Source organism: Streptomyces sp. NPDC097129 (assembly GCF_055668065.1).
In genome coordinates this window covers 287,244-310,492 of sequence record NZ_JBVOQE010000008.1, presented here as the reverse complement: position 1 = coordinate 310,492, position 23,249 = coordinate 287,244, and the positions used below count along the sequence as shown (strand labels likewise).

General features: G+C 73.1%; 22 protein-coding genes and 1 pseudogene. 9 read left to right on the top strand and 14 right to left on the bottom strand.

From position 1 onward, the window contains the following. The first annotated feature begins 17 nt into the window (after positions 1–17). From AC0B9F_RS24065 to AC0B9F_RS24040, 6 genes are all read left to right on the top strand, one after another. Positions 18–623, top strand: a complete 606-nt coding sequence (locus AC0B9F_RS24065; protein ID WP_472005886.1) for a sulfite oxidase-like oxidoreductase — start codon at positions 18–20, stop codon at positions 621–623. Continuing rightward, on the top strand, positions 616–1,389 hold the full coding sequence (locus tag AC0B9F_RS24060; RefSeq protein WP_472005884.1) for a ferredoxin reductase: 774 nt from the start codon (positions 616–618) through the stop codon (positions 1,387–1,389). Before AC0B9F_RS24065 ends, AC0B9F_RS24060 begins: the two co-directional genes overlap by 8 nt. A 145-nt stretch (positions 1,390–1,534) precedes the next feature. After that, on the top strand, positions 1,535–2,122 hold the full coding sequence (locus AC0B9F_RS24055; RefSeq protein WP_472005882.1) for an Rv1733c family protein: 588 nt from the start codon (positions 1,535–1,537) through the stop codon (positions 2,120–2,122). 124 nt (positions 2,123–2,246) lie between these two features. Then, the gene (locus AC0B9F_RS24050) at positions 2,247–3,215 is read left to right on the top strand and encodes an acetylxylan esterase (protein ID WP_472005880.1); all 969 of its coding nucleotides are present in this window, start codon (positions 2,247–2,249) and stop codon (positions 3,213–3,215) included. Between the two features lie 97 nt (positions 3,216–3,312). Continuing rightward, entirely contained in the window at positions 3,313–4,479 is a 1,167-nt protein-coding gene (locus AC0B9F_RS24045) for a serine hydrolase domain-containing protein (protein WP_472005878.1), read from the top strand. A 128-nt stretch (positions 4,480–4,607) separates the two neighbouring features. Next, positions 4,608–5,357, top strand: coding sequence for a GntR family transcriptional regulator (locus AC0B9F_RS24040; protein WP_472005876.1), 750 nt, complete (start codon positions 4,608–4,610; stop codon positions 5,355–5,357). Between the two features lie 57 nt (positions 5,358–5,414). Here the strand turns inward: AC0B9F_RS24040 and AC0B9F_RS24035 are convergent, their stop codons facing one another. From AC0B9F_RS24035 to AC0B9F_RS24025, 3 genes are all read right to left on the bottom strand, one after another. Next, positions 5,415–7,208 carry an RICIN domain-containing protein gene (locus AC0B9F_RS24035; protein WP_472005874.1) on the bottom strand — a complete coding sequence of 598 codons (1,794 nt, stop codon included), beginning with the start codon at positions 7,206–7,208 and terminating at the stop codon, positions 5,415–5,417. 121 nt (positions 7,209–7,329) lie between these two features. Beyond that, a complete protein-coding gene (locus AC0B9F_RS24030; RefSeq protein WP_472005872.1) occupies positions 7,330–8,055 on the bottom strand; it encodes a class I SAM-dependent methyltransferase in 726 nt (241 codons plus the stop codon). Between the two features lie 4 nt (positions 8,056–8,059). Continuing rightward, positions 8,060–8,623: a PadR family transcriptional regulator gene (locus tag AC0B9F_RS24025; RefSeq protein WP_472005870.1), complete on the bottom strand. Its 564-nt coding sequence runs from the start codon at positions 8,621–8,623 to the stop codon at positions 8,060–8,062. Between the two features lie 71 nt (positions 8,624–8,694). Here AC0B9F_RS24025 and AC0B9F_RS24020 point away from each other — a divergent pair, with 71 nt between their 5' ends. The 3 genes and pseudogenes from AC0B9F_RS24020 to AC0B9F_RS24010 all read left to right on the top strand — a co-directional run. Continuing rightward, positions 8,695–9,093: a nuclear transport factor 2 family protein gene (locus tag AC0B9F_RS24020; RefSeq protein WP_472005868.1), complete on the top strand. Its 399-nt coding sequence runs from the start codon at positions 8,695–8,697 to the stop codon at positions 9,091–9,093. Between the two features lie 360 nt (positions 9,094–9,453). Beyond that, positions 9,454–10,602 (top strand): transcription termination factor Rho, encoded by a 1,149-nt coding sequence (gene rho / locus AC0B9F_RS24015; protein WP_472005866.1) that lies wholly within the window; start codon positions 9,454–9,456, stop codon positions 10,600–10,602. Between the two features lie 235 nt (positions 10,603–10,837). Beyond that, positions 10,838–11,665: pseudogene (locus tag AC0B9F_RS24010) on the top strand (D-alanyl-D-alanine carboxypeptidase family protein); the annotation flags it as partial. An 83-nt stretch (positions 11,666–11,748) separates the two neighbouring features. Here the strand turns inward: AC0B9F_RS24010 and AC0B9F_RS24005 are convergent. From AC0B9F_RS24005 to crcB (AC0B9F_RS23955), 11 genes are all read right to left on the bottom strand, one after another. After that, positions 11,749–13,203, bottom strand: a complete 1,455-nt coding sequence (locus tag AC0B9F_RS24005) for a glycosyltransferase 87 family protein (protein ID WP_472005864.1) — start codon at positions 13,201–13,203, stop codon at positions 11,749–11,751. After that, positions 13,200–14,594, bottom strand: coding sequence for a polyprenol phosphomannose-dependent alpha 1,6 mannosyltransferase MptB (gene mptB, locus AC0B9F_RS24000; protein ID WP_472005862.1), 1,395 nt, complete (start codon positions 14,592–14,594; stop codon positions 13,200–13,202). Before mptB ends, AC0B9F_RS24005 begins: the two co-directional genes overlap by 4 nt. A 159-nt stretch (positions 14,595–14,753) precedes the next feature. Further along, complete coding sequence (locus AC0B9F_RS23995; RefSeq protein WP_472005860.1) at positions 14,754–15,686, bottom strand: glutaminase; 933 nt, start codon at positions 15,684–15,686, stop codon at positions 14,754–14,756. A 90-nt stretch (positions 15,687–15,776) separates the two neighbouring features. Continuing rightward, positions 15,777–17,174 carry an aspartate ammonia-lyase gene (gene aspA, locus AC0B9F_RS23990; protein ID WP_472005858.1) on the bottom strand — a complete coding sequence of 466 codons (1,398 nt, stop codon included), beginning with the start codon at positions 17,172–17,174 and terminating at the stop codon, positions 15,777–15,779. A 606-nt stretch (positions 17,175–17,780) separates the two neighbouring features. After that, positions 17,781–18,785, bottom strand: a complete 1,005-nt coding sequence (locus AC0B9F_RS23985; protein WP_472005856.1) for an asparaginase — start codon at positions 18,783–18,785, stop codon at positions 17,781–17,783. A gap of 44 nt (positions 18,786–18,829) precedes the next feature. Further along, a complete protein-coding gene (locus tag AC0B9F_RS23980; protein WP_472005854.1) occupies positions 18,830–20,263 on the bottom strand; it encodes an amino acid permease in 1,434 nt (477 codons plus the stop codon). Next, complete coding sequence (locus AC0B9F_RS23975; protein WP_472006122.1) at positions 20,260–20,937, bottom strand: FadR/GntR family transcriptional regulator; 678 nt, start codon at positions 20,935–20,937, stop codon at positions 20,260–20,262. The genes AC0B9F_RS23980 and AC0B9F_RS23975 overlap by 4 nt, the downstream gene beginning before the upstream one ends. A gap of 163 nt (positions 20,938–21,100) precedes the next feature. Further along, complete coding sequence (locus tag AC0B9F_RS23970) at positions 21,101–21,937, bottom strand: undecaprenyl-diphosphate phosphatase (protein ID WP_472005852.1); 837 nt, start codon at positions 21,935–21,937, stop codon at positions 21,101–21,103. A 75-nt stretch (positions 21,938–22,012) separates the two neighbouring features. Then, positions 22,013–22,387, bottom strand: a complete 375-nt coding sequence (gene crcB, locus AC0B9F_RS23965; RefSeq protein WP_472005850.1) for a fluoride efflux transporter CrcB — start codon at positions 22,385–22,387, stop codon at positions 22,013–22,015. Continuing rightward, positions 22,384–22,764 carry a DUF190 domain-containing protein gene (locus tag AC0B9F_RS23960; protein WP_472005848.1) on the bottom strand — a complete coding sequence of 127 codons (381 nt, stop codon included), beginning with the start codon at positions 22,762–22,764 and terminating at the stop codon, positions 22,384–22,386. Before AC0B9F_RS23960 ends, crcB (AC0B9F_RS23965) begins: the two co-directional genes overlap by 4 nt. Then, the gene (gene crcB, locus AC0B9F_RS23955) at positions 22,761–23,222 is read right to left on the bottom strand and encodes a fluoride efflux transporter CrcB (protein ID WP_472005846.1); all 462 of its coding nucleotides are present in this window, start codon (positions 23,220–23,222) and stop codon (positions 22,761–22,763) included. The genes AC0B9F_RS23960 and crcB (AC0B9F_RS23955) overlap by 4 nt, the downstream gene beginning before the upstream one ends. Positions 23,223–23,249 lie beyond the last annotated feature (27 nt).

The following is a 23,249-nucleotide window of genomic DNA, read 5'->3' as shown; positions in this document are numbered from 1 at the left end:
CCCCTTACGGTTGAATCATGAACGTCACCCGAGGCTTCACCGGACGCCCCCGCGTCCAGGACCCGGGCCTGCCGCCGGGTCAGTACGACGCGGGCGACGACTGGCCCGTGCTGTCCGCCGAGGTCACCCCGGACATCGCGCCGGAGCAGTGGACCTTCCGGATCGACGGGCTGGTCGAGCGGCCCCGCACGTGGGACTGGGCGCAGGCGCGCGAGCTGCCCGCGTCCACGTACGAGGGCCCCATCCACTGCGTCACCGGCTGGTCCAGGTTCGGGACGCGGTTCTCGGGCGTGTCCCTGGACGTCTTCCTCGACGCGGTGCGCCCGCACGCCTCCGCGACGCACGTCGTCGCGTACTCCCACACCGGGTACACCACGAACCTGCCGCTCGCGGACCTGACCGGCGGCCGGGCCTGGATCGCCTTCGGCCACGACGGCCGCCCGCTGCCCGCCGAGCACGGCGGCCCGGCACGGCTGCTGGTGCCGCACCTGTACTTCTGGAAGAGCGCAAAGTGGATCGCGGGCCTGCGCCTTCTGGACCACGACGAGCCGGGTTTCTGGGAGGGCAACGGCTACCATCCGCGCGGCAACCCCTGGCAGGAGCAGCGGTACTCCGGTGACTGAGACCTTCACCCCCTCGACGACCTTCACTCCCCCGACGCGCTTCGCCGTGCCCGGCCGGATCGCCGTGAGCGAGCAGACGGCCGCCGCGTGGCAGACCGCGACCGTCGCCGAGATCCGCCGGGAGACCGCGCGCGCCGCCACGTTCCGGCTGGCCGTGCCCGGCTGGCCGGGCCATCTGCCCGGCCAGCACCTGATGCTGCGGCTTACCGCGCCCGACGGCTATGTCGCCCAGCGGCACTACTCGATCGCGTCCGCGCCCGACGGTTCCGGACACATCGAGCTGACCCTGGACCACGTCGAGGGCGGCGAGGTGTCCGGCTGGTTCCACACCGTGGCCCGGCCCGGCGACACCCTCGAGGTGCGCGGCCCGGTCAGCGGCTTCTTCGCCTGGCCCGGCGACCGCCCGGCGCTGCTGATCGGCGCGGGCTCCGGCGTCGTACCGCTGATGTCGATGGTGCGGCACCACCGGGCGCGCGGGCTGACGCCGCCGGTGCGGCTGCTGGTGTCGGCGCGCAGCCCCGAGGACCTGATCTACGCGGGTGAGTACGGCCCCGAGACCACCCCGGTGTTCACCCGGCGCGCCCCCGCGGGGGTACCGGTGGGACGGCTGCACGCCGGGCAGGTGGCGCCGCTGGTGGCCGGGGCGCCCCCGGGCGGCTGGGAGGCGTACGTGTGCGGTTCGAACGCCTTCGCCGAGCACGCCTCGCGGCTGCTGGTGGCGGCCGGTCAGCCGGTGGACCGCATCCGGATCGAACGCTTCGGCTGACCGGACGTCCCGGCCGGTCCGGGGCGTCCGGGACTTCTCGGGGCGTCCGGGACTTCCCGGTTGCGCGGATCCGGTGAAGGATGTCTGCTGGACGGGGTACGAGATCCATGTGGGCACTCGCACGCGTGACGGCGAGGAGGTCGACATGCGATACCGGGTGCGTAACTGGCGCTGGCGGCGCAATCCGCTGCGGCGCCGGTGCGACGTGGTGGAAGCGTGGACGGCGCTGGTCGTCGCGGCGCTCCTGCTCGTCGGCGCGCCGCTGGCCGGGGTACTGACCGGCTGGTGGGCACACGGCGAGGCACGGGCGGTCGCGACACAGGCGCGCGCGGACCGGCACGAGGTGCGGGCGCGGGTCGTGGGCAGGACGCCGGACGCACCGCCGAGCGCGGACGGCGGCAGCCGGCGCACCACCCCCGTGGCCGTGCGCTGGAGCGATCCGGGCGGCGCCACGCATACGGCGACGGCGCGCGTCCCGGCGGGCACGCACACCGGCGACACGGTCGACGTCTGGTTCGACGCCCACGGTCACAGCGTGGCCGCACCGCCCACCGAGTCCGCCGTCTGGCAGCACACCCTGTCCATGGGGGTCGCCGCGACGGGCGGCACGGTCGCCGTGGTGCTCCTCGCGCACGGCGTGGTGCGCCGGATGTCCCTGCGCCACCGGCTCGACGAATGGGACCGGGACTGGGCGCTCACCGAACCGCTGTGGACCCGGCGCCGGCCGGCGTGACGGTGGTCGCCCGCCGGACCGGGCCGTGCGCGGCCGTCACCGCCGAGCACCTCTGGAAAGCGCTGTCACCGCCCCGTACGGTGTGATCGTTCCGCATGTCCCCCACACCCTGAGGCGGTCCCGCATGGCCCTGTTCGACCTCCCCCTCGACGAACTGCGCGACTACCGCAGCGCGTCCGCCGAACCGGAGGACTTCGACGCGTTCTGGTCGAAGACCCTGCAGGAGGCCCGCGAGCACGACCTCGACGCCCGCTTCGAGCCGGTCGAGACGGGCCTGTCCACCGTCGAGGTGTACGACGTGACCTTCGCCGGGTACGGCGGCCACCCCGTCAAGGGCTGGCTGGTCCTGCCCGCCGGGGCCGGTGAGCCGCTGCCCCTGGTCGTGGAGTTCGTCGGCTACGGCGGCGGGCGCGGGCTGCCGCACGAGCACCTGCTGTGGGCCTCCAGCGGCCGGGCGCACTTCGTGATGGACACGCGCGGGCAGGGCAGCGCCTGGGGCGGCGGGGGCGGCACCGCCGATCCGGTGGGCGGCGCCCCGGCCTACCCCGGGTTCATGACCCGCGGCATCGACGCCCCGGAGCACTACTACTACCGCCGTGTGTTCACCGACGCCGTCCGGGCCGTCGAGGCGGCCCGCTCACATCCGCTCACCGACGCGTCGCGCACCGTGGCGCTCGGCGCCAGTCAGGGCGGCGGCATCGCGATCGCGGTGGGCGGTCTGGTGCCCGACCTGGCGGCCGTCGCCCCGGATGTGCCGTTCCTGTGCGACTTCCCGCGCGCGACGACCCTCACCGACCGCCACCCGTACCGGGAGATCGGCCTCTACCTCAAGACGCACCGCGGCCGCACCGAGGACGCGCTGCGCACCCTGTCCTACTTCGACGGCGTCCATTTCGCCGCCCGCGGCCGGGCGCCCGCCCTGTTCTCGGCGGCGCTGGAGGACCAGACGTGCCCGCCGTCCACGGTGTTCGCCGCCTTCCACGCCTGGGCGCACGACGACAAGGCCATAGAGGTCTACGAGTTCAACGACCACGAGGGGGGCGGCCCGTACCAGGACGCGGCCCGGCTGCGCTGGGTGCGCTCCTACGCCTGACCCCTTCCCTCCAGTCCGACCAGTCGGTACGTTCTGGGTGCCCGGCGTCGCACGAGCACGGCCCGGGCTCCCGGCGTACCTGACCCGAGGAGGGCCCATGTCCCACGACGAGCCACAGGTGCACGGCCATTGCGACCCGCGGTTCACGGCAGTGCGCGAGGCCTTCGAGGAGAACTTCCGGCAACGGGGCGAACTCGGCGCCGCGGTCTCCGTCACGGTCGGCGGCCGGGCCGTGGTGGACCTGTGGGGCGGCTGGGCGGACGCGGCGCGCGCCCGGCCCTGGGAGCGCGACACGGTGGTGAACGTGTGGTCCACGACGAAGGGTCCGGTGGCCCTCGCCGCGCACCTGCTCGCCGACCGGGGCCTGCTGGACCTGGACGCGCCGGTGGCCGCGTACTGGCCGGAGTTCGCGGCGGCGGGCAAGGAGAAGGTGCTGGTGCGGCATCTGCTGTCGCACCGGGCGGGTCTCGCGGGGCTGCGTGAGCCGCACTCCTTCGAGGACCTGTGCGACTGGGACCTGACGACCCGCCGGCTCGCCGCGACCGAGCCCTGGTGGGAGCCCGGCACGGTGTCCGGGTACCACGCGCTGACCTACGGCTTCCTGGTCGGCGAGGTGGTGCGCCGGGTGACGGGACTGCTGCCGGGGGCGTTCCTGCGGCAGGAGGTGACCGGCCCGCTGGCCATCGACTTCACCATCGGCCTGCCCGAGGGCGAGGCGCATCGAGCGGCCGAACTGGTCCATGCCCCGGCCCCGGCGAACGGCGAACGGGCCGCTGCCTTCGCCCAGTTGCCTCCTGCCGCCCTGGCCGCGCTGACCAACCCCGCGGTGGGCGCGGCGCAGGCGAACTCGGCGCGCTGGCGGGCCGCCGAGATCCCGGCCGCGAACGGGCACGGCACCGCGCGGGCGGTCGCCGCACTGTACGGCGTCTTCGCCGGGCGGGGCGTGTTCGGCGGGCGGCGGCTGCTGTCCGCAGAGGCGGCCGAGCGGGTGCGCGAGGGACAGGGCGCCTGCCGCGACCTGGTGCTCGGGGCGGGGTTCGCCCACGAGACGGAGGCCGGGCTCGGGCTGTGGCTCAGCGGACCGAATGGCTCCTACGGCCCCGACCCGAAGGCTTTCGGACACGACGGCTTCGGCGGTTCGTGCGGCCTCGCGGACCCGGACGCGGGGGTCTCGCTGGGCTACGTGATGAACCGCATGGGCCCGCGCATCGCCGACGATCCGCGCAAGACGGCGCTGGTCGGTGCCGTGTACGACGCGCTGTGACGAGCGGTCGTGGTGGTCTCGTTTCGGCCGAACCGGCAGACCACGCTTCCCTGCTGGTGTAGACCAATGGTAATCCTGGTGGCGACTGAGCGCGAACGACACGTACGTCACCCACAGGAGGGCGCGGCATGGCCCGCACCACCCCGCTCGACCACTCGCACACCGCCGAGGCGGAGGAGCCGCTCTACCGGCGCGTCGCGGCGCTGCTGCTGTCCGAACTGACCGGCGGCACCGTCCCGCCCGGCGAACGCCTGCCCAGCGAACGGTACTTGGCCGCGTACTACGGCGTCAGCCGGGAGACCGTGCGGCAGGCGCTGGAGGTGCTGCGCGATCGCGGCCTGGTCGCCACCGACCGGCGCGGCAGCCACGCCACCCTGCCCGGGCCGGCCCCGCATCTCGCCCAGGCGCTGACCTTCCCGGTCGGCGCCCTCGGCACGGACCGGGGCGGCCCGCAGCGGGCCACGGTCGCCTGGCAGCCACCCCCGCCGCCCCACGCCGAGGCGCTCGGCCTCGCCCCGCACCGCCCGACCCTGGTGCACCGCTACGACTGCGCCACGGCCGACGGGCGCGGCCGGCGGACGGCCGTGACGTCCTTCTCCGCGGTGGCGCTGAACGAGGTCGGGGAACTGGCGCGCTATCGCGACCGCGCCGACGGCACCGCCTCGGCGGAGCTGCGCCGGGTCTACGACTGGATGCGCCGCGCCGGACTGACCCTGCACCACCGTGACTCCATCGTCCGCCCCGACGACGGCCCGTCGATGCGGGTGACGCGGTACGTGCACGACCAGTACGCCCGCCCGCTGGAGATCACCGACCTGGTCGTGGACGCCCGCCAGGAGGCGCTGGTCTACGAGTTCACGCTGCCGGCCGCAGGCTGACCCCGCGACGACGGCCGGGACCCGTGGATCGGGGCCCCGGCCGCTCTCACGCCGTGATCAGCGCAGGGGGGTGAGGGTCAGGGTCTGCTCGGCGGCGGTGCGGGAGGCGCCGACCGGGCTGCCGGTGGTGTCCGTCCAGTCGCGCAGCGGTGTGGTCTCGGCCGGCCGGCCACGCGTCGCGGACAGGCCGATGACCAGGCCGCTGTAGCGGTTGACGAGCCGGTAGCTCCCGGTGGGGGCGCCGTCGGCGGTGCGGCCCGGGACGACGAACCACTGCTGTCCGACGGCCGGCCCGGCCGCCCCGGCGCGGGTCACGGTGGGCCTCGCTCCCCAGGCGCGGCCGGAGATGGCGGTGGAGTCGACGCCGAGGAGGCGGCCCGTGGCGGCGTTGGCGATGCGGTAGGAGCCGTCGCCGTCGGCCGTGAAGGTCCACGCCTCCCGGCGGGAGCCCGTCGGAGCGGCCAGGGACGTCGTGGTGGCGCCCGCGGCCTGGGCGAGGACGCGTCCGTCACCGTTGGCGATCCGGTAGGTGGCGCCGCTGCGCACGGGTGCGGCCGGGGCGGAGGAGTCGATGGTGATGTCGACGTACTCGCCGTAGGAGTCGTTCGAGCAGCCGAAGGAGCAGTAGGAGCGGAAGGACCTGCCGACGATCTGGCTGCTGGTGCGGTTGGCGGGGTCGAGGAACCAGCGGTACCAGGAGGCGTTGGTGTGGCTGCCGGTGTCGCCGATCAGCCGCCACTTCTGCGAGGCGAGGTCGTCGGTGGCGTAGAACTGCTGGGGCGCCTTGCCGCTCTGGTCGACGGCCTGCGGTTCGCCGATGTAGAGGCCGAGATGGGCGTCGTAGGTGATGTCCATGACGAACAAGGGCGACGTGGGAGGCATCTTCCCCGCGGCGACCTGCTGGTTCGCGGTGCCGGGGGTGGCGGGGTCGTACTCCTGGCCGGCCGGGGTGTAGCCGGTGGGGTGGGCGGAGTCGACCGGGACCATGTTGCTCTCCCGGCCGCCGGTGCCGGGCTCGGACCATGTGCCGTCGTACCACTTGCGCCAGCTGCCGGGCGCCATCTTCCCCGCGATCGGCGCGCGCGCCACGTGCGCGTGGAAGGTGCGCCAGCTGCCGCCCTTGTCGACGATGCGCGAGCCGTAGAAGACGTAGAAGTAGCCGGAGGCGGTGTCGACGTACAGGCGCGGGTCGCCGTCGCCGTAGTGGTACGTCTGCTGCGGGAACGCGGTGGTGTCGCCGCGCCGCGTGCTGTACGGCGAGGTGATGACGTGGTCCTTGATGGTCCAGGTACGGCCCCGGTCGTGGGAGACGGCGTAGTCGACGGCGTCGTAGTGCAGTCCGTCGGCGAAGGGCTGCGGGGTGAACTCGTTGTGGACCAGGCCGTACCAGTCGCCGGTGTCCGGGTCGACCCACACTCCGGCCAGGTCGCAGTAGTTCTTCTGCGCGTAGGGGGAGCCGGTGGGCGCGTAGGTGGCTTCCTTGCCGGTGGGGCTGTTGTTGCAGCGCGACGTGGTGTCGTTGTTGCGGTCGTCGGGGTCGGCCGGGTTCACCGCGTCGCTGAGGGCACTGGACCGGGTGACCGTGTCGAAGTCCTTGCCGCTGTAGAAGCTCCACTCGCGGGGGTCGTCCGCGCCGTACAGGGCGTGGGCCTGCTGGTAGTAGAAGGTGCCGTCCTTGTCGAGGTACGGAGCGGCCGGGGTGTCGTCCGGGTTGGTCCAGGACCCCGTCGCGCCGACGGTCACGGTGTGGTCCGCGGCGGCCGCCGGGGGGCCCGCCGCCAGTCCGCCGCCGCACAGGGCGAGGACGGCGGCGACGACGGCTGCGGCTCGTCTTGCGGGGGGAGTGGGCACGACTCCTCCTCCTTGGGATCGCTAACATGCGCTGAAAGGCTGTAGCGGCCCGAACTATGGCACAGGTTGTTAGCGCTGCCAACCGTGCGCGCGAAGAGGCGCTCGGTGCGGAGGGGTTCGTTCAGGCGGGGCGCCGGGCGACGATCGTCCGCACCCGGGGACTGCCGTCGCGGCGGCGCCCGAACCCGGGCAGGGCGTACAGCTCCACCTCGAACCCGGCGCGCTCCAACTCCCGCCGCACGTCGGCGAGCCGGAAGGCGCGGTAGTACATCACGAACGGCGGACGCCACAGCGCGTTGCGCACCCGCATCACGGCGTCGAAGCCGAGCAGCATCCAGTAGGCGGGCTCGGTGGGCCGGGGCGGGGCGACGACGGGGAACGCGAAGCGGCCGCCGGGGCGCAGCGCGCAGTGCACCCGGGCGAACAGGCCGGGCAGTTCGCGGGGCAGGAAGTGGCCGAACGCGCCGAAACTCACGACCAGGTCGAAGGCCGCCTCGAAGGGCAGGGCGCGGGCGTCGGCGCGCACCCACGACACGCGCGGACCGGCCGGCGGGGTGCGCCGCCGCGCCACGTCCAGCATCCCCGCGCTGAAGTCGACGCCGGTGACGCTGCGCCGGCACAGTGGCGCGAGCACATCGAGGCCGGCGCCGGTGCCGCAGCACAGGTCGAGACCGTCGTCGTAGGGGCCGAGCGGGGCGAGCTGCTCGGCGACGGCGTCGAGGACGGAGCGCGGCGTGCGGAACGGTGTGCGGTCGAACTTGGGGGCCAGCAGGTCGTAGCCGCGTTCGACGGAGGACAGCGCCTGGACGGCGAGTTCGCGCAGGGTGGGGCCTTCGGGGCTGAACACGCGGTCAGCCTAGAGGAACGCGCCGTCCCAGGACGGCGAGTGCGCGGTCGCACCAGCGCAGGTTCTCCTCCTCGAAGGAGATGCCCGCCATGAGGGTCAGATACGGGCCGATGCGGTCGGCCTCGCGCAGGTATTCCTCCTCGTCGCGGCCGTCCAGCAGGCGCTCACGGACCCGCCGGTAGCCGTCCAGCTTGCCGCTCGCCCAGGACCTGCGCTCCTCGATCAGCGCGCGGGTCGCGGCCGGGTCCGTGCCGTCCATGGCCTGGATCTTGATCAGCAGCTCGTCACGGATGGCGGTGGGCCTGCTCGGCGGCGCGGTGGCGAACTCCCGCAGCCGCGTGCGGCCCTCGTCGGTGAGGGAGAACATCCGCTTGTTGGGGCGGCGCTCCTGCTGGACCAGGCGGGCCTCGATCAGCCCGTCGGCGGCGAGGCGGTCCAGCTCGCGGTAGAGCTGCTGCGGGGTGGCGGGCCAGAAGTTGGCGAGCGAGACGTCGAACACCTTGGACAGCTCGTATCCCGAGGCCTCGCCCTCCAGCAGGGCGGCCAGCACCGCGAACTTCAACGACATGTGGACACGCTAACAGCAGGTGACTATTCTCCTCTGCACCTATTCAACTAATTGAGTATGAGGTGATGGTGATGCGCGCGTTCCGCGAGGCGGTGGAGGCGGGCGACCTCGACGCCGTCGAGGCCCTGCTGGCCGACGACGTCGTCTTCACGTCCCCGGTGGTCTTCAAGCCCTACCCCGGCAAGGCCATCACCGCGGCGATCCTGCGCGGCGTCGCCAAGGTCTTCGAGGACTTCCGGTACGTCCGTGAGCTGACGGGGGCCGACGGACGCGATCACGCGCTGGTGTTCACCGCCCGGGTGGGCGACCGGGAGCTGACCGGCTGCGACTTCATCCACCTCGACGACCAGGGGCTGATCGACGAGTTCACCGTCATGGTGCGCCCGCTGTCGGGCGCGCAGGCGCTGGCGGCGGCGATGGGCGCCCAGTTCGACGAGATCTCCGCCGACGCCGCGGCGCGGTCGGTCTGACCTGGCAGTACACCCTTCCGGAATAGCCCGGGGCGTCACCGCGTTGGTCGTGGTGGCGCCCTGTGCCGTTGTTTCGCGGCCATCCGGTGCTACAGTGCCAAGAGCACATGTCCACGCCCCATCGAGGGCGTCGGTGCGGATTCCCCCCTTCCTGCGCCTTATTCCGCGCGTGTCTTCTTCCGTCGTACGCCTGATGCCGGCACCTCTTGCCCGCCGAGGCGCGACGTCTTCGCCGCCGGGCGCGCTCTTCCGCGCCCCTCGTTCCGCGGCATCCCCCTTCCCGCCTGTCTCACATCGGCTCACCTGTCTCACCTCGGCTCACCTGTCTCACCTCGGCCTCCACGAAAGGACCGGCCTCCCATGACCATCACCCTCGAACGCCCCCCGGTGGCCCAGCAGCCCCCGTCCGACCTGCTCGTCAGCGGTGTCCTGGACATCGACGGCAGCGGGAAGGGACACCTGCGCGCCGCCGCCCACTGCCTGCCCACGCCCACCGACCCGCCCGTCTCCCCCGCCCTGATCCGCCGGCACGGCCTGCGCAAGGGCGACCTCGTCGAGGGGGTGCGCGGCGGGCGGCAGGGCCTGACCGAGGTACGGCACGTCAACGGCCGTACGCCCCAAGAGGCGCGCGACCGCCGCCGCTTCGGGGAGCTGACCCCGCTGCACCCGCGGGAGCGGCTGCGCCTCGAACACCCCGCGTCCGGGGCCGCCGGACGGGTCGTCGACCTGTTCGCGCCCGTCGGCAAGGGCCAGCGCGGGCTGATCGTCGCCCCGCCCAAGACCGGCAAGACCGTGCTGCTCCAGCAGATCGCGGCCGCGATCGCGGGCAACCACCCCGAGTGCCGCCTGATGGTGCTGCTGCTCGACGAACGGCCCGAAGAGGTCACCGACATGCGCCGCTCGGTACGCGGCGAGGTGTACGCCTCCACCTTCGACCGCTCGCCCGCCCAGCACATCGCCCTCGCCGAGCTGGTGATCGAGCGGGCCAGGCGGCGGGTGGAGGACGGCGAGGACGTCGTGCTCCTGCTCGACTCGCTCACCCGGCTGTGCCGGGCCCACAACCACGCCGCCTCCGCCGGCGGCCGCACCCTCAGCGGCGGTGTCGACGCGGCGGCGCTGCAGGGCCCGAAGCGCTTCTTCGGCGCCGCCCGGCTGGCCGAGGAGGGCGGTTCGCTCACGATCCTCGCCACCGCCCTCGTCGAGACCGGCTCGCGCGCCGACGACCTGTTCTTCGAGGAACTCAAGAGCACCGGCAACATGGAGCTGCGCCTGGACCGCGAAGCGGCCTCCCGCCGCCTCTTCCCCGCGCTCGACCTGCCCGCCTCGGGCACCCGGCGCGAGGAACTCCTGCTCCCGGCCCCGGAGTTGGCGGCCGTGCGCGGGCTGCGCCGGGCCCTCGCGGCACAGAGCGGGCCCGCCGGACTGGAGACACTGCTGCAGCGGCTGCGCGAAACCCCCGGCAACGCGGCGTTCCTGCGCCGGATCCAGCCCACACTGCCGACGGCCTGACACCCTGTCGCTCCTGTGTTCTCGTAGAGCGGCACGGTGACGGTCGAACTTCCGTTCCCCCCACCGGATGATCCGGCCACCCTGTCACCTTCCGGCTCCGGGCATGTCTCCCGTACGCCCTCCCGGCACGCGGGGGTCCGGCACATCCGGCCATAGGTGCGGCATCCGGGTGCACACGTGACCCGTTCGGCCCGGACAGCAGGGGGAATCCGCCAACGATTCCTAGGTTGATCGTATGACCATCGGATTTCCTTCCCGGGTCGTCCTGTCGACCTGTGCGCTCACGGTGGTGGGCGTCCTCGCCCTCTCCCCCGCCGCGGCGTCCGCCGCGGGCGGAGCGGAGCCCACGCCCGGCGGGCCACGGGCGGCACCCCCGTCCCTGCTCCAGACGTACGGCACCCAGGTACGGCTGCGCGGCGGCGCCCCGCGTCTGCCGGACGTCTCCGCGCTGTCCTGGCTGGTGGCCGACGCCGGCACCGGCGAGGTGCTCGCCGCGCACGACGCGCACCGCAAGCTGCCGCCGGCCTCCACCCTGAAGACGCTGTTCGCGCTGACGGTGCTGCCTTCCCTGCCGGCCGGGATGGAACACCGGGTCAGCGAGGAGGAACTCGCCGGGATCGGGCCCGGCAGCAGCATGGTCGGGGTCGCGGAGGGCCACACGTACACCGTCGCCGACCTGTGGCGCGGCGTCTTCCTCAACTCCGGCAACGACGCCGTGCACGTACTGGCCGCACTCAACGGGGGCTGGTCGGCGACGGCCGCCCAGATGCAGGCCAAGGCCCGCGCGCTCGGCGCCCGCGACACCCACGTCGTCTCCCCCGACGGCTACGACACGCCCGGCCAGGTCTCCTCGGCGTACGACCTCGCGGTGTTCGGGCGGGAAGGGCTGCGCAACCCCGACTTCGCCCAGTACTGCGGCACGGCCGAAGCCAGCTTCCCGGGCGGCGGCGGGTGGTCGTACGGCATCCGCAACACCAACCGGCTGCTCACCGGCGCCGACGGGGTGCAGGCGTATCCGGGGCTGATCGGCGTCAAGAACGGCTACACCACCCAGGCCGGCAACACCCTGGTCGCCGCCGCGCGGCGGGGCACCCGCACGCTCGTCGTGACGGTGATGAACCCTCAGGCGGGCGGCGGGTTCACCGTCTACGAGGAGGCGCGGGCGCTGCTGGACTGGGGGTTCGGCGCGGCGGGGCGGGTCGATCCGGTCGGTTCGCTGGACGCCGCCGTGCACGACACACCGCCACCGCACGGGCCGCACGCCTCCCCCGTCGCCGCCGCCGTGTCCGCTCCGGCGCCGCAGGACGGCGCCGGCTGGGTGGAGGCGGCCGCGATCGTCTCCGCGTCCGCCGCGGGCGCCGCCACGGTGGCGTTGTCGCTGCGCGCCAAGAAGCGGGCCGCCGCGCGCGGGTGACGGTACGGCAGCCACAGCAGCAGACCGAGCGTGACCCAGGTGTAGGCGTTGGAACCGGCGAACGCGGCCACGCCCGACGCGTTGTGGGCCCACAGCCACACCACGCTGGTGCACAGCACCGCGTACAGAGCGCCCGCCACGCGCGCGTGCCCGGCGCGCAGCAGCACCGCGAAGGACGGCAGCAGCCACACCAGGTGGTGCACCCAGGTGATCGGGCTGGCCAGGCACGCGGCGAGTCCGGTCAGCGCGAAGGCGGCCGGCCAGTCGCCCGCGGCCGCCGCCCGGCGCGAACGCCACGCCCACACGCCGAGCGCGGCCACGACGGCCAGCGCCCACAGCCCGTGCTGCGGCTCCCCGAGGCGGGCGAGCACGCCTTGCAGGGACTGGTTGGAGACGTAGTCGAGGCGGCCCACGCGCGTGGTGTCCCACATCGCCACGGTCCAGTAGAAGCGGGACGGGCCGGGCGCGACGAGCGCCGCGAGCACCGTCGCCGCGAGGGCGACCGCCGTCGCGACGGCCGCGGCGCGTCGGCGGCCGGCGAGCAGGAGCAGACCGATGAAGAGCACGGGCGTGAGCTTGATCGCCGCCGCGAGCCCGATCCCGGCACCGGCGAGTACGGCCGCCCGGCTCCCCCGGCTCTCCTCTGCGCCGGCGTCCCGCTCCCGGCCGCGGGCCGACGTCAGCAGCCAGGCGTCGGCGAGGACCAGGGCCAGCAGGAGGAGGTTGACCTGGCCGAAGCTGACGGTGTCGCGCAGCGGCTCGAACAGGGCGAGAGCGCACAGGATCAGGCCCCAGCCGAACCAGCCGGGCCGGCGCCACGCCCGGCCCGCCAGCACCCGCAGCACGACCGCCAGCGCCACCGCGTCCAGCAGCAGGGCCACGGCGAGGGCGGCGGGACGGCCGAGCAGGGCCATGGGCAGCATGGCGACGGCCGCGAACGGCGGGTAGGTGAAGCCGTACGCCGTTCCCGGCACCCGGTAGTCGTAGACGTGCCCGCCGTGGTGGACCCAGGTGTGCACGGCGCCGTAGTAGACCCGCAGGTCGAACCAGTCCCGCAGCAACGGCACGGTCGCGGTGAACACCGTCACCGCGACGGCCGTGGACAGGAGCAGCAGCAGCCGGCCGCGGTCGGTGGCGGGAACGGGGAGCGACGGACGGGGGCGGGGGCCCGGGGCCGGCCGGCTCATGCGGTGCGCTCGAGTGCCGGGAGTTGTGCCACCTGGTGGACCTGGAACAGCACGACCAGGGCCAGTGCCCCGCCGGAGACGGCCAGGACGAGCCGGCCGGCGTCGGCCGGGCCGCCGCCGGGCAGGACGGCGAGCGCGAGCAGGGCCGCGACGCCCGCCATCCGGTGGCGGACCGAGGTGCTGGGCGCGGCGGCCGCGATGAGGAACAGGCCCCACAGGGCGTACCAGGGGCGGATCGCCGGTCCGAACGCGGCGACCACGGCCAGGCTCAGGCCCAGGGCGTACACCGGGTGCGGGTGCCGGCGCCGCCATATGACCGCCAGGGCGCCGGCGGTGACGGCGAGGCCGAGGGTGTGCCAGGCCGGGACCGCGAGCGGGGCCAGGTCGCTGCCGAGCCGGTCCAGCAGCGCGCCGGTGGCACGGCCGAGCAGGGTGGTCGGGGCCCAGTTGTGCGCGGAGACCGGGGTGTCGAGGGCGCCGATCCAGCCGTAGCCGGTGCCCGCGACGGCGGTCGCCGTGACGGTCGCGGCGGCGGCCGCGGCCAGCGTCGCCAGGGCGGCCGGCAGCGGGCGGCGGCCCGCGCGGACCTGGAGGACGACGACCGCCGCGAGGCCGAGCAGAGCGGGCGCCTTCACCAGGGCGGCGAGCGTGACCAGGACGGCGCCGGTCAGCGGGTGGCGGCCCGAGGCGGCGACCAGGCCGAGGCCCAGCAGACCGAGCATGAGGGCGTCGTTGTGGGCGCCCGCCACGAGGTGCAGCAGGACCAGCGGGTTCAGCGCGCCCAGCCACAGCGCGGCGGCCGGGTCGGCGCCGCCGGCGCGGGCCAGGCGGGGCAGTACGGCCGCCATCAGGGCGACGCCGAGCAGCGCGAGCAGGCGCATGCCGAGCAGGCCTGCGGGCAGCCTGCCCCGGGTCAGCCCGGACAGCGCGGACGCCGCCGCGAGGAACACCGGCCCGTACGGCGCGCCGGTGTGCCGCCACAGCGGGGCCACCTCGTCGGCCAGCGGGCCGCCGAGCAGGGCCGGCCCGTGCGCGTAGACGTCCAGGTGGGCGTCGACCATGGCGCCCTGGGCGAGGTAGCTGTAGACGTCACGGCTGAACAGCGGCGGCGCGAGCAGCAGCGGGGCCGCCCAGACGGCCAGCACGAGCAGCAGGGCGCGCGGGGACGGCGGATGCGGGCCGCGCACCAGCCGGCCCAGCAGGGCCCAGGCGGCGATCAGCAGGACGACACCGAAGTACACGCCGACCAGCCCGAGCGCGGCCCGCGCCGAGGCCGGCGCCGGCAGGTCCGGCATCGGCAGGGCGCCTGCCGTCTCCCCGCCCAGGGCGAGGAAGGCGGTGCCGGCCAGACCGAGCACCTGGCAGCGGCGTAGATCGACGGGGAAAGCCATGGGCAGCACCGGGTCAGCGTGCCAATGCCGGGTGACCGCGGGGCGACGCCGCGGCCTCGGGGCGGGGACCTGCGTGTGGACGGGGTGTGCGGGGGCCTGCGTATGACGGGGTGTGCGGGGGCCTGCGTGTGGACGGGAGGTGCGGGGGCGTGGTTCCGGTCAGAACACCGAGAGGCCCGTGAGGGTCGTGAAGCGGTCCAGCGCCGCCACGCCCGCCACGGAGTTGCCGCGTTCGTCCAGGCCCGGGCTCCAGACGCAGAGTGTGCAGCGGCCGGGTACGACGGCGATGATGCCGCCGCCGACGCCGCTCTTGCCCGGCAGGCCGACACGGTAGGCGAAGTCGCCCGCCGCGTCGTAGGTGCCGCAGGTCAGCATGATCGCGTTGACCTGCTTGGCCTGGCTGCGGGTGAGCAGGCGTGAGCCGTCGGCGCGGACCCCGTGGCGGGCCAGGAATCCGGTTGCCAGAGCCAGGTCGGCGCACGAAGCGGTGATCGAGCACTGGCGGAAATACTGGTCGAGCAGCTCGGGCACCGGGTTGTCGATGTTGCCGTACGACGCCATGAAATGCGCGAGAGCGGCGTTGCGGTCGCCGTGCGCGGACTCCGAGGCGGCGACCTCCCCGTCGAAGGCGAGGCCGGTGTTGCCGCTCTCGGCGCGCAGGAAGGCCAGCAACTCCGCTGCCGCGTCGCCGGTACGGGTGTGCAGGCGGTCGGTGACGACGAGGGCGCCCGCGTTGATGAACGGGTTGCGCGGGATGCCGTTCTCGTACTCCAGCTGCACCAGGGAGTTGAACGGGTTGCCGGACGGCTCGCGGCCCACGTGCTCCCACAGCTCGTCGCCCTCGCGGGCGAGGTCGAGCGCGAGGGTGAAGACCTTGGTGATGGACTGCGTGGAGAACGGCTCACGCCAGTCCCCCACGCCGTACACCGTGCCGTCCGGCTCCGCCACGGCCATGCCGAAGCTGCGCGGGTCGCACGCCGCCAGCGCCGGGATGTAGCCGGCGGGGCGGCCCCGGCCGGGGGTGTGCTCGATCTCCTCGGCGATGCGCTCGAGTACCGGGGCGAACGTCTTCGACGGTGCCATGATCGGCATTCTCCCTCCGGGTCGGGTGCGGGGCGCTTCAGGGTGGTCGGTCGGCGGTGGTTCGGTGCGCTCAGGGGTGGTTCGGGGCGCTTCGGGGGGTCAGGTCAGGGGGGCCGCGCTGCCCGCCACGACCTCCGGGCGGAGGAGAGCGGCGAGGCGGTCTGCCGGGAGCAGGCCCTTTTCCAGGACCAGTTCGGCGACTCCGCGGCCGGTGGCGAGGGCCTCCTTGGCGATGTCCGTGGCCGCCGTGTAGCCGATGTGCGGGTTGAGCGCGGTGACCAGGCCTATGGAGGTCTCCACGGTCGCGCGCAGGCGTTCCGTGTTCGCGGTGATCCCGTCGACGCAGCGGACGGCGAGCGTGACGCAGGCGCGCTCCAGATGCGTGATCGACTCCGAGAGGGAGTGCAGGATGATCGGCTCGAACGCGTTCAGCTGGAGCTGGCCGGCCTCGGCGGCCATGGTGATGGCGACGTCGTTGCCGATCACCTCGAAGGCGACCTGGTTGACCACCTCGGGGATCACCGGGTTCACCTTGCCGGGCATGATCGACGAACCCGCCTGCACCGGGGGGAGGTTGATCTCGCCGAGGCCGGCGCGCGGACCGGAGGAGAGCAGGCGGAGGTCGTTGCAGCTCTTCGACAGCTTGACGGCGATCCGCTTCAGCACGCCGGACATCTGGACGAAGGCGCCGCAGTCCTGCGTGGCCTCCACGAGGTTCGCGGCCGTGACGAGCGGCAGGCCGGTGATGTCGGCGAGGTGGCGGCGGGCGGCCTCGGCGTAGCCGGCGGGGGCGTTGAGGCCGGTGCCGATGGCCGTGGCGCCGAGGTTGATCTCGTGGATCAGCTCGACGGCCTCGGCGAGACGGCTGCGGTCCTCCTCGATCATGACCGCGTACGCCGAGAACTCCTGACCGAGCGTCATCGGCACCGCGTCCTGCAACTGTGTACGGCCCATCTTGAGTACGTCGCGGAACTCCACGGCCTTGCGGGCGAAGGCGTCCTGGAGGACCGCCATCGCCTTGAGCAGCCCACGGACCGCGAAGACCGTCGCGATCTTGACGGCGGTGGGGTAGACGTCGTTGGTGGACTGGCCGAGGTTGACGTCCTCGTTGGGGTGCAGGTGGGTGTACTCGCCCTTGGCGTGGCCGAGCAGTTCGAGCGCGCGGTTGGCGACGACCTCGTTGGCGTTCATGTTGGTGGAGGTGCCGGCGCCGCCCTGGATGACGTCGACGACGAACTGGTCGTGCAGCTTTCCGGCGCGGATCTCCTGGCAGGCGGCGATGATCGCGGCGGCCTTCTCGGGGGCGAGCAGGCCGAGTTCCTCGTTGGCGCGGGCGGCTGCCTCCTTGACGGCGGCGAGCGCGTCGACGAGGTGGGGGTAGGTGGAGATGGGGGTGCCGGTGATGGGGAAGTTCTCGGTGGCGCGGAGGGTGTGGACGCCCCAGTAGGCGTCTGCGGGGATGTCCCGGTTGCCGAGGAGGTCGTGTTCGGTGCGCATGGGGCTCTTCCTTGTGGGTGCGTGCGGGGTGCGTTGTGGCTGGTCGCGGGTGCGTGCGGCGTTGGGTCGTGTTTTGTCTGCGGGTGGGTGGGGGCTGGTCGCGGATGCCTGCGGCGCTGGGTCATGTTTCGTCTGCGGGTGCCTTGTGGCTGGTCGCGCAGTTCCCCGCGCCCCTTTTGTGCCTGCGGCGGCCCGTTACGGTCCGGTGGGTGGCTGGTGTCGCGCCTTCGGTTCGTTGTGAGTCGGGGACGGGGTGGGGGGTGTCCGTCCTCGGTCCGGCCGCCCGTCCCCGACGACGGCGCCCTGTGCCGGTGCCGGCCGCTGCGGGCGGACACCCCCCACCCCGCCCCCTTCCCGCCGTCGGCGACTGCGGGCCGTCGCCCCTTCCCGCGCGCGGGATCGCCACGCGCGCGTAACCGAGGGACCGCCGCGCGGGTGCCGTCCCGTGTAGCTGCGGGCAGTTGTGCCTCGTCGCCGGTGCCGGGCTGCGCGGCCGGCACCGGTCGGCTGCAGCGTCGAGTACCGGGCGACGCGGGCGTGCGGCCCGGCCGTGGGCATCACATCGCCGGGTGCAGCCCTGCGTCGGGGCCGCGCGCTCGCGGGGTGTCAGTGGGTGGGGAGGTCCAGGGCTCGGGTCGGGCGGACTTCGCCCACCGGTGTGCCGCCGCCCAGCAGGGGCTCGCCCGCGAAGTCGGTGAGGCGTGACGGGTCCACGCCCGCGCGGGCCAGCGCCGCCGCCGCGACCGGGATCCGCGCCCGGTTCGCCCCGTCCGCGATCTTGACGGCGATCGCGCGGCCGTCGGGCAGGGCCGCGACCTGGACGCCCTCGAAGCCGTCCTTCGCCAGCAGCCCCGGCACCGCCCGCATCAGCGCGGCCACGTCGCGGCCCGCGCCGGAGGCCATCTCGGCGTGGTCGCGCATCGCGTCGGCCACGCGGGCCTCCGGGGTGCCGGGGGCCGCCGTGGTGATGCGGGCGACCGCCCGGGCCAGGCCGTGCAGGGAGACGGAGAAGAGCGGTGCGCCGCAGCCGTCCACCGTGACCTGCGCGATCCGCTGGCCGGTGAGGTCCTCGACGATCTCGGCGATCGCCTTCTGGAGGGGGTGGCCGGGGTCGAGGTAGTCCTCTAGGGACCAGCCGTTGAGCTTGCAGGTGTACAGCATGGCCGCGTGCTTGCCGGAGCAGTTCTGGGCCAGGCGGGACGGGCCGCGGCCGGCGCGGATCCAGGCGTCCCGTACGGCGGGGTCGAACGGGAGGTCGGGGACGTTGCGCAGGTCGTCCTCGGTGAGGCCGGCCAGGTCGAGGATGCGGCGGGCGCCCTCGAGGTGGACCTCTTCGCCGGAGTGGCTGGCGGCGGCCAGGGAGAGGAGGTCGCCGTCGAGCGGCAGGCCCGCGCGGACCATGGCGACGGCCTGGAGCGGCTTGATCGCCGAGCGGGGGTAGAACGCCGCCTCGATGTCGCCGAGCTGGAACTCGGGTGTGCCGTCGGGGCCCAGTACGGCCACGGAGCCGTAGTGGATGCCTTCTATGACGCCGCCGCGTACGAGGTGGGCGACGGGGACGTGGAGGGGTTCACGGATCTGGGGTGCGGCCGCGAGGGAACTGCTGTACATCTCTGCCTGGTTCAGTGGTGGGTGGACGGGGCGGGGTGCGCTGTTCACGCGTCGGCCCCGGTGCGGTGGAGGCGGCCGCGGATGGCGTACCAGCCCGCGACCAGGGCGCCGGCGATCAGCGGCAGGCACTGCACGGTGGTGCGTCCCGCGCCGCCGTCGGCGTACATGAGGACCAGGACCGAGACGAGGAACGCCAGCGTCACGAGTTCGGTCCAGGGGGAGCCCGGCAGGCGGTAGCCGGGGCGGGTGAGTTCGTTGCTCCGGGTCTTCTGCCAGAAGCGCAGGTGGCAGATCATGATCATGCCCCAGGTGGCGAGGATGCCGATCGCCGCGAAGTTCAGGACGATCTCGAAGGCGTCCGCCGGGACGACGTAGTTGAGGCCCACACCGAGCACGCAGAAGCCGCTGGTGAGCAGGATGCCGCCGTAGGGGACCTGGGTGCGGCTCATCCGCGCGGTGAACTTCGGGGCCGAGCCGCTGACCGCCATGGAGCGCAGGATGCGGCCCGTGGAGTACAGGCCCGAGTTGAGGGACGACATGGCCGCGGTGAGGACGACGAGGTTCATCACGCCGCCGGCCGCGGGGACACCGATGTGCGACAGGACCGTCACGAAGGGGCTCTGGCCGGACGTGTACGTGTTCCAGGGCAGGAGCATGGAGAGCAGGATCACCGAGCCCACGTAGAACAGGCCCACGCGCCACATGATCGAGTTGATCGCCTTCGGCAGGATCTTCTCGGGGTTCTCGGTCTCGCCCGCGGCGACGCCGACCAGCTCGACCGAGGCGTAGGCGAAGACGACGCCCTGGATGATCAGCAGCATGGGCAGCAGGCCGTTGGGGAAGACGCCGCCGTGGTCGGTGATCAGGGAGGGGCCCGGGGTCGTTCCGTCCACCGGGTGCCGGGTGACCAGGAGGAAGATGCCGATGCACATGAAGGTCACCAGCGCGGCCACCTTGATGATCGCGAACCAGAACTCCAGCTCACCGAACATCTTGACGGAGATCAGGTTGACGGTCAGGACGACCGCCAGGGCGATCAATGCGATCAGCCATTGAGGGACGTCGGAGAACATCCCCCAGTAGTGGGTGTACGTCGCGACCGCGGTGATGTCGGCGACGCCGGTGGTCGCCCAGTTGAGGAAGTACATCCAGCCCGCGGTGTACGCGCCCTTCTCCCCCAGGAACTCGCGGGCGTACGACACGAAGGCGCCGGAGGACGGGCGGTACAGGACGAGTTCGCCGAGGGCGCGCACGACCAGGAAGGCGAAGACTCCGCAGACCGCGTACGCGATGAACAGCGAGGGGCCGGCGTCGGCGAGGCGGCCGCCGGCGCCGAGGAACAGGCCGGTGCCGATGGCGCCGCCGATGGCGATCATGTTGACGTGCCGGGACTTCAGGGACTTGCTGTAGCCCGCGTCTCCGGCGTCTGTGTGACGGGGCGAGGGGCGCGTCTCGTCTTTGAGGTGCTGTTCGCTCACGCCTCGGGTCCGCCTTCCGTGGATTGTGCCGCGCGCGAGGGGCGCACGATGTCGGTGAGGGTCGTCTCGACGCGGTCGAGGTGGTGGGCCATGGCCTCCACCGCGTCCTGCTCGCAGCCGTCGACCAGCGCCTCGACGATCGCCCGGTGCTCGCGGTTGGACTGCTCGCGCCGGCCGCCCAGCTCGTTGAGGAAGGCCGACTGACGCGCCAGTGCGTCGCGGATCTCCTCGATGACCCGGCGGAAGACCGGGTTCTGGGCGGCCTCGGCCACGGCGAGGTGGAACAGCGTGTCCATGGCGACCCACGCGGTGGTGTCCGTCTCCCGCTCCATGCGCTCCAGCAGATGCGCCAGGTGGTCCAGGTTCTCCGGGGTGCGGCGCACGGCGGCGTACCCGGCGACGGGGATCTCGATGTGGCGGCGCACCTCGAGCAGGTCGCTGGCGGCGTAGTCGCCGAAGGTGGGGTCCTCGACGGCGTTCGCGACGACGAAGGTGCCCTTGCCGGTCCGGGAGACGGTCAGGCCCATCGTCTGCAGGGCGCGCAGCGCCTCGCGCAGCACGGGCCGGGAGACCTCCAGGGTGCGGCACAGCTCCGCTTCGCTGGGGAGCTTGTCGCCTATGGCGTACTCGCCGCGCTCGATGGCGCCGCGCAGATGACCGAGGACGGCTTCCATGGCGCTGATGCGCCGGGGAGGCTGACTGGCTGTCCGGCTGTCTGACAGGTTCACGGGAGTGATACTCCGGGTGGCGGCGGGGCGGTGTCAAGGCGGGTGGAAAGAAAAATTCAGGGGGCGGGAAGCCTGTAAGCCGGCTTTCCGCCCCCTGGCAGTCAGAAGGTCAGCTGTCGAGCACGCCCGTGGTGAGCATGCCGATCAGCAGCACACCGACGACGAGGCGGTAGATCACAAAGGCGTTGAAGGAGTGCTTGGCCACGAACTTCAGCAGCCACGCGATCGAGGCGTAGGCCACGACGAAGGAGACGATCGTGCCGACGGCCAGCGGGGCCGCGCCGACCCCGGTGCCGAGCGCGTCCTTCAGCTCGTACAGGCCGGCGCCGGTCAGGGCCGGGATGCCGAGGAAGAAGGACAGCCGGGTGGCGGCGACCCGGTCGAGGTCGAGGATGAGCGCGGTGGACATGGTGGCGCCGGAACGCGAGAAGCCCGGGAAGAGCAGCGCGAGGATCTGCGAGCAGCCGACCAGCATCGCGTCCTTGAAGGACGTGTCGTCCTCGCCGCGCTTGTGCCGGCCCATCTGGTCGGCAGCCCACATCACGCCGCTGCCGACGATCAGCGAACCGGCCACCACCCACAGGGAGGCGAGCGGGCCCTCGATCAGCGGCTTGGCGGCCAGGCCCACGATCACGATCGGAATGGTCGCGGCGATCACCCACCAGGCGAACTTGTAGTCGTGGTGGTACCGCTCCTCCTTGTTGACCAGCCCGCGGCCCCAGGCGGAGACGATCCGCACGATGTCCTTGAAGAAGTACACGAGCACGGCGGCGATGGCGCCGACCTGGATGACGGCGGAGAATCCGACGACGGCGTTGTCGTCGACGGGGATGCCCATCAGCCCCTCGGTGATCTTGAGATGCCCGGTGGAGGAGACGGGGAGGAACTCGGTCACTCCCTCGACGACTCCGAGGACGACGGCCTGGCCGACGCTGATGACGCTCATGGATTCCCGTTCTTGGAGGGGAGGGGGGTACAGGGGGGCGGGACAGTCTTACTACACGCGGGCGAGGGCCTGTACCTAGGGCCAGACCCACTGGGCCAGCGCCACGCCCGCGAAGGCCGCCGCCAGACCGGCGGCCACGCTCACCGCGACGTTGAGCAGCGCGTACAGGCGCGCGCCGGTCTCCGTCAGCCGCAGCGTCTCGTACGAGAAGGTCGAGTACGTCGTCAGCGCCCCGCACAGGCCCGTACCCACCAGCAGCCGGACGTGGGAGCCCACGGCGCCCGCGACCGCCGCTCCCGTCAGCACCCCGAGGATCACACAGCCGACGACGTTGACGGCGAAGGTGCCCCAGGGGAAGACCGAGTCGTGCCGGGACTGCACCGTGCGGTCGGTGAGGTAGCGCAGGGGTGCGCCGGCCATGCCGCCGGCGACGACGAGCAGCCAGTTCACAACGACTTCTTACCCTTCCTGCCCGATTCGCCGGATTCGGCGCCGCGTCCGACGTACCGGATGACCTCGCAGTCGTCGAGGGTGACCAGTCCTTCGGTGACCAGTTCGTCGAGCTGTGGCAGGAAGGCGCGGACGCGGTCCTCGGTGTCGACGATCACGACCGCCACCGGCAGGTCCTCGCTGAGCGACAGCAGTCGCGAGGTGTGGATCAGGGAGGAGGCGCCGAAGCCCTCGATGCCCTTGAAGACGCTGGCCCCGGCGAGACCGGCCGCGTGGGCGCGGTGCACGATCTCGGCGTACAGGGGCTTGTGGTGCCAGGTGACCATCTCGCCGACGAAGACGGTCAGGCGCAGGGCTCGTCCGGTCAGCCTGGTCATCGCTGCCTCCGGGTCAGGACGCCGCGGGTCGCCGTGGCGGCGAGCCACACCGCGGTGAGCGCCGCGAGCGGGGTCGCGACGAGGTAGACCAGCGCGGTCCGCGCCTGGCCGTTTTCGATGAGCTGCTGCGCGTCGACGGCGTAGGTGGAGAAGGTGGTGAAGCCGCCCAGTACCCCGGTGCCGAAGAAGGGCCGCACCAGCTTGTGGGCGGCCAGGGCTTCGGTGATCAGCACCATGAACACGCCCATCACCGCGCAGCCGGTGATGTTGATCCACATCGTGGTCCACGGGAATCCGCCGCCCGGCGCGGGCCAGGCGAGGCCGGCGGCATAGCGGGCGGCCGCGCCGCAGGCGCCGCCGAGCGCGACCACCGCGACGACGGGCAGCTGCCCGCGCCAGACGGACGGGCGCCGCGGGTCTGCGGGGATGCGGAGGCTCTCGGCTTCCGGGGCTGTCATGTCGTACGTCTCCTGCTCGCCGTGCGG

Bases quoted from the DNA above. Each gene is read 5' to 3' on its own strand.
- AC0B9F_RS24065 (WP_472005886.1), top strand. From the start codon at position 18: ATGAACGTCACCCGAGGCTTCACCGGACGCCCCCGCGTCCAGGACCCG.
- AC0B9F_RS24055 (WP_472005882.1), top strand. From the start codon at position 1,535: ATGCGATACCGGGTGCGTAACTGGCGCTGGCGGCGCAATCCGCTGCGG.
- AC0B9F_RS24050 (WP_472005880.1), top strand. From the start codon at position 2,247: ATGGCCCTGTTCGACCTCCCCCTCGACGAACTGCGCGACTACCGCAGC.
- AC0B9F_RS24045 (WP_472005878.1), top strand. From the start codon at position 3,313: ATGTCCCACGACGAGCCACAGGTGCACGGCCATTGCGACCCGCGGTTC.
- AC0B9F_RS24040 (WP_472005876.1), top strand. From the start codon at position 4,608: ATGGCCCGCACCACCCCGCTCGACCACTCGCACACCGCCGAGGCGGAG.
- AC0B9F_RS24025 (WP_472005870.1), bottom strand. From the start codon at position 8,623: ATGTCGTTGAAGTTCGCGGTGCTGGCCGCCCTGCTGGAGGGCGAGGCC.
- AC0B9F_RS24020 (WP_472005868.1), top strand. From the start codon at position 8,695: ATGCGCGCGTTCCGCGAGGCGGTGGAGGCGGGCGACCTCGACGCCGTC.
- rho (WP_472005866.1), top strand. From the start codon at position 9,454: ATGACCATCACCCTCGAACGCCCCCCGGTGGCCCAGCAGCCCCCGTCC.
- AC0B9F_RS24005 (WP_472005864.1), bottom strand. From the start codon at position 13,203: ATGAGCCGGCCGGCCCCGGGCCCCCGCCCCCGTCCGTCGCTCCCCGTT.
- mptB (WP_472005862.1), bottom strand. From the start codon at position 14,594: ATGGCTTTCCCCGTCGATCTACGCCGCTGCCAGGTGCTCGGTCTGGCC.
- AC0B9F_RS23995 (WP_472005860.1), bottom strand. From the start codon at position 15,686: ATGCCGATCATGGCACCGTCGAAGACGTTCGCCCCGGTACTCGAGCGC.
- aspA (WP_472005858.1), bottom strand. From the start codon at position 17,174: ATGCGCACCGAACACGACCTCCTCGGCAACCGGGACATCCCCGCAGAC.
- AC0B9F_RS23985 (WP_472005856.1), bottom strand. From the start codon at position 18,785: ATGTACAGCAGTTCCCTCGCGGCCGCACCCCAGATCCGTGAACCCCTC.
- AC0B9F_RS23975 (WP_472006122.1), bottom strand. From the start codon at position 20,937: ATGGAAGCCGTCCTCGGTCATCTGCGCGGCGCCATCGAGCGCGGCGAG.
- AC0B9F_RS23970 (WP_472005852.1), bottom strand. From the start codon at position 21,937: ATGAGCGTCATCAGCGTCGGCCAGGCCGTCGTCCTCGGAGTCGTCGAG.
- AC0B9F_RS23960 (WP_472005848.1), bottom strand. From the start codon at position 22,764: ATGACCAGGCTGACCGGACGAGCCCTGCGCCTGACCGTCTTCGTCGGC.
- crcB (WP_472005846.1), bottom strand. From the start codon at position 23,222: ATGACAGCCCCGGAAGCCGAGAGCCTCCGCATCCCCGCAGACCCGCGG.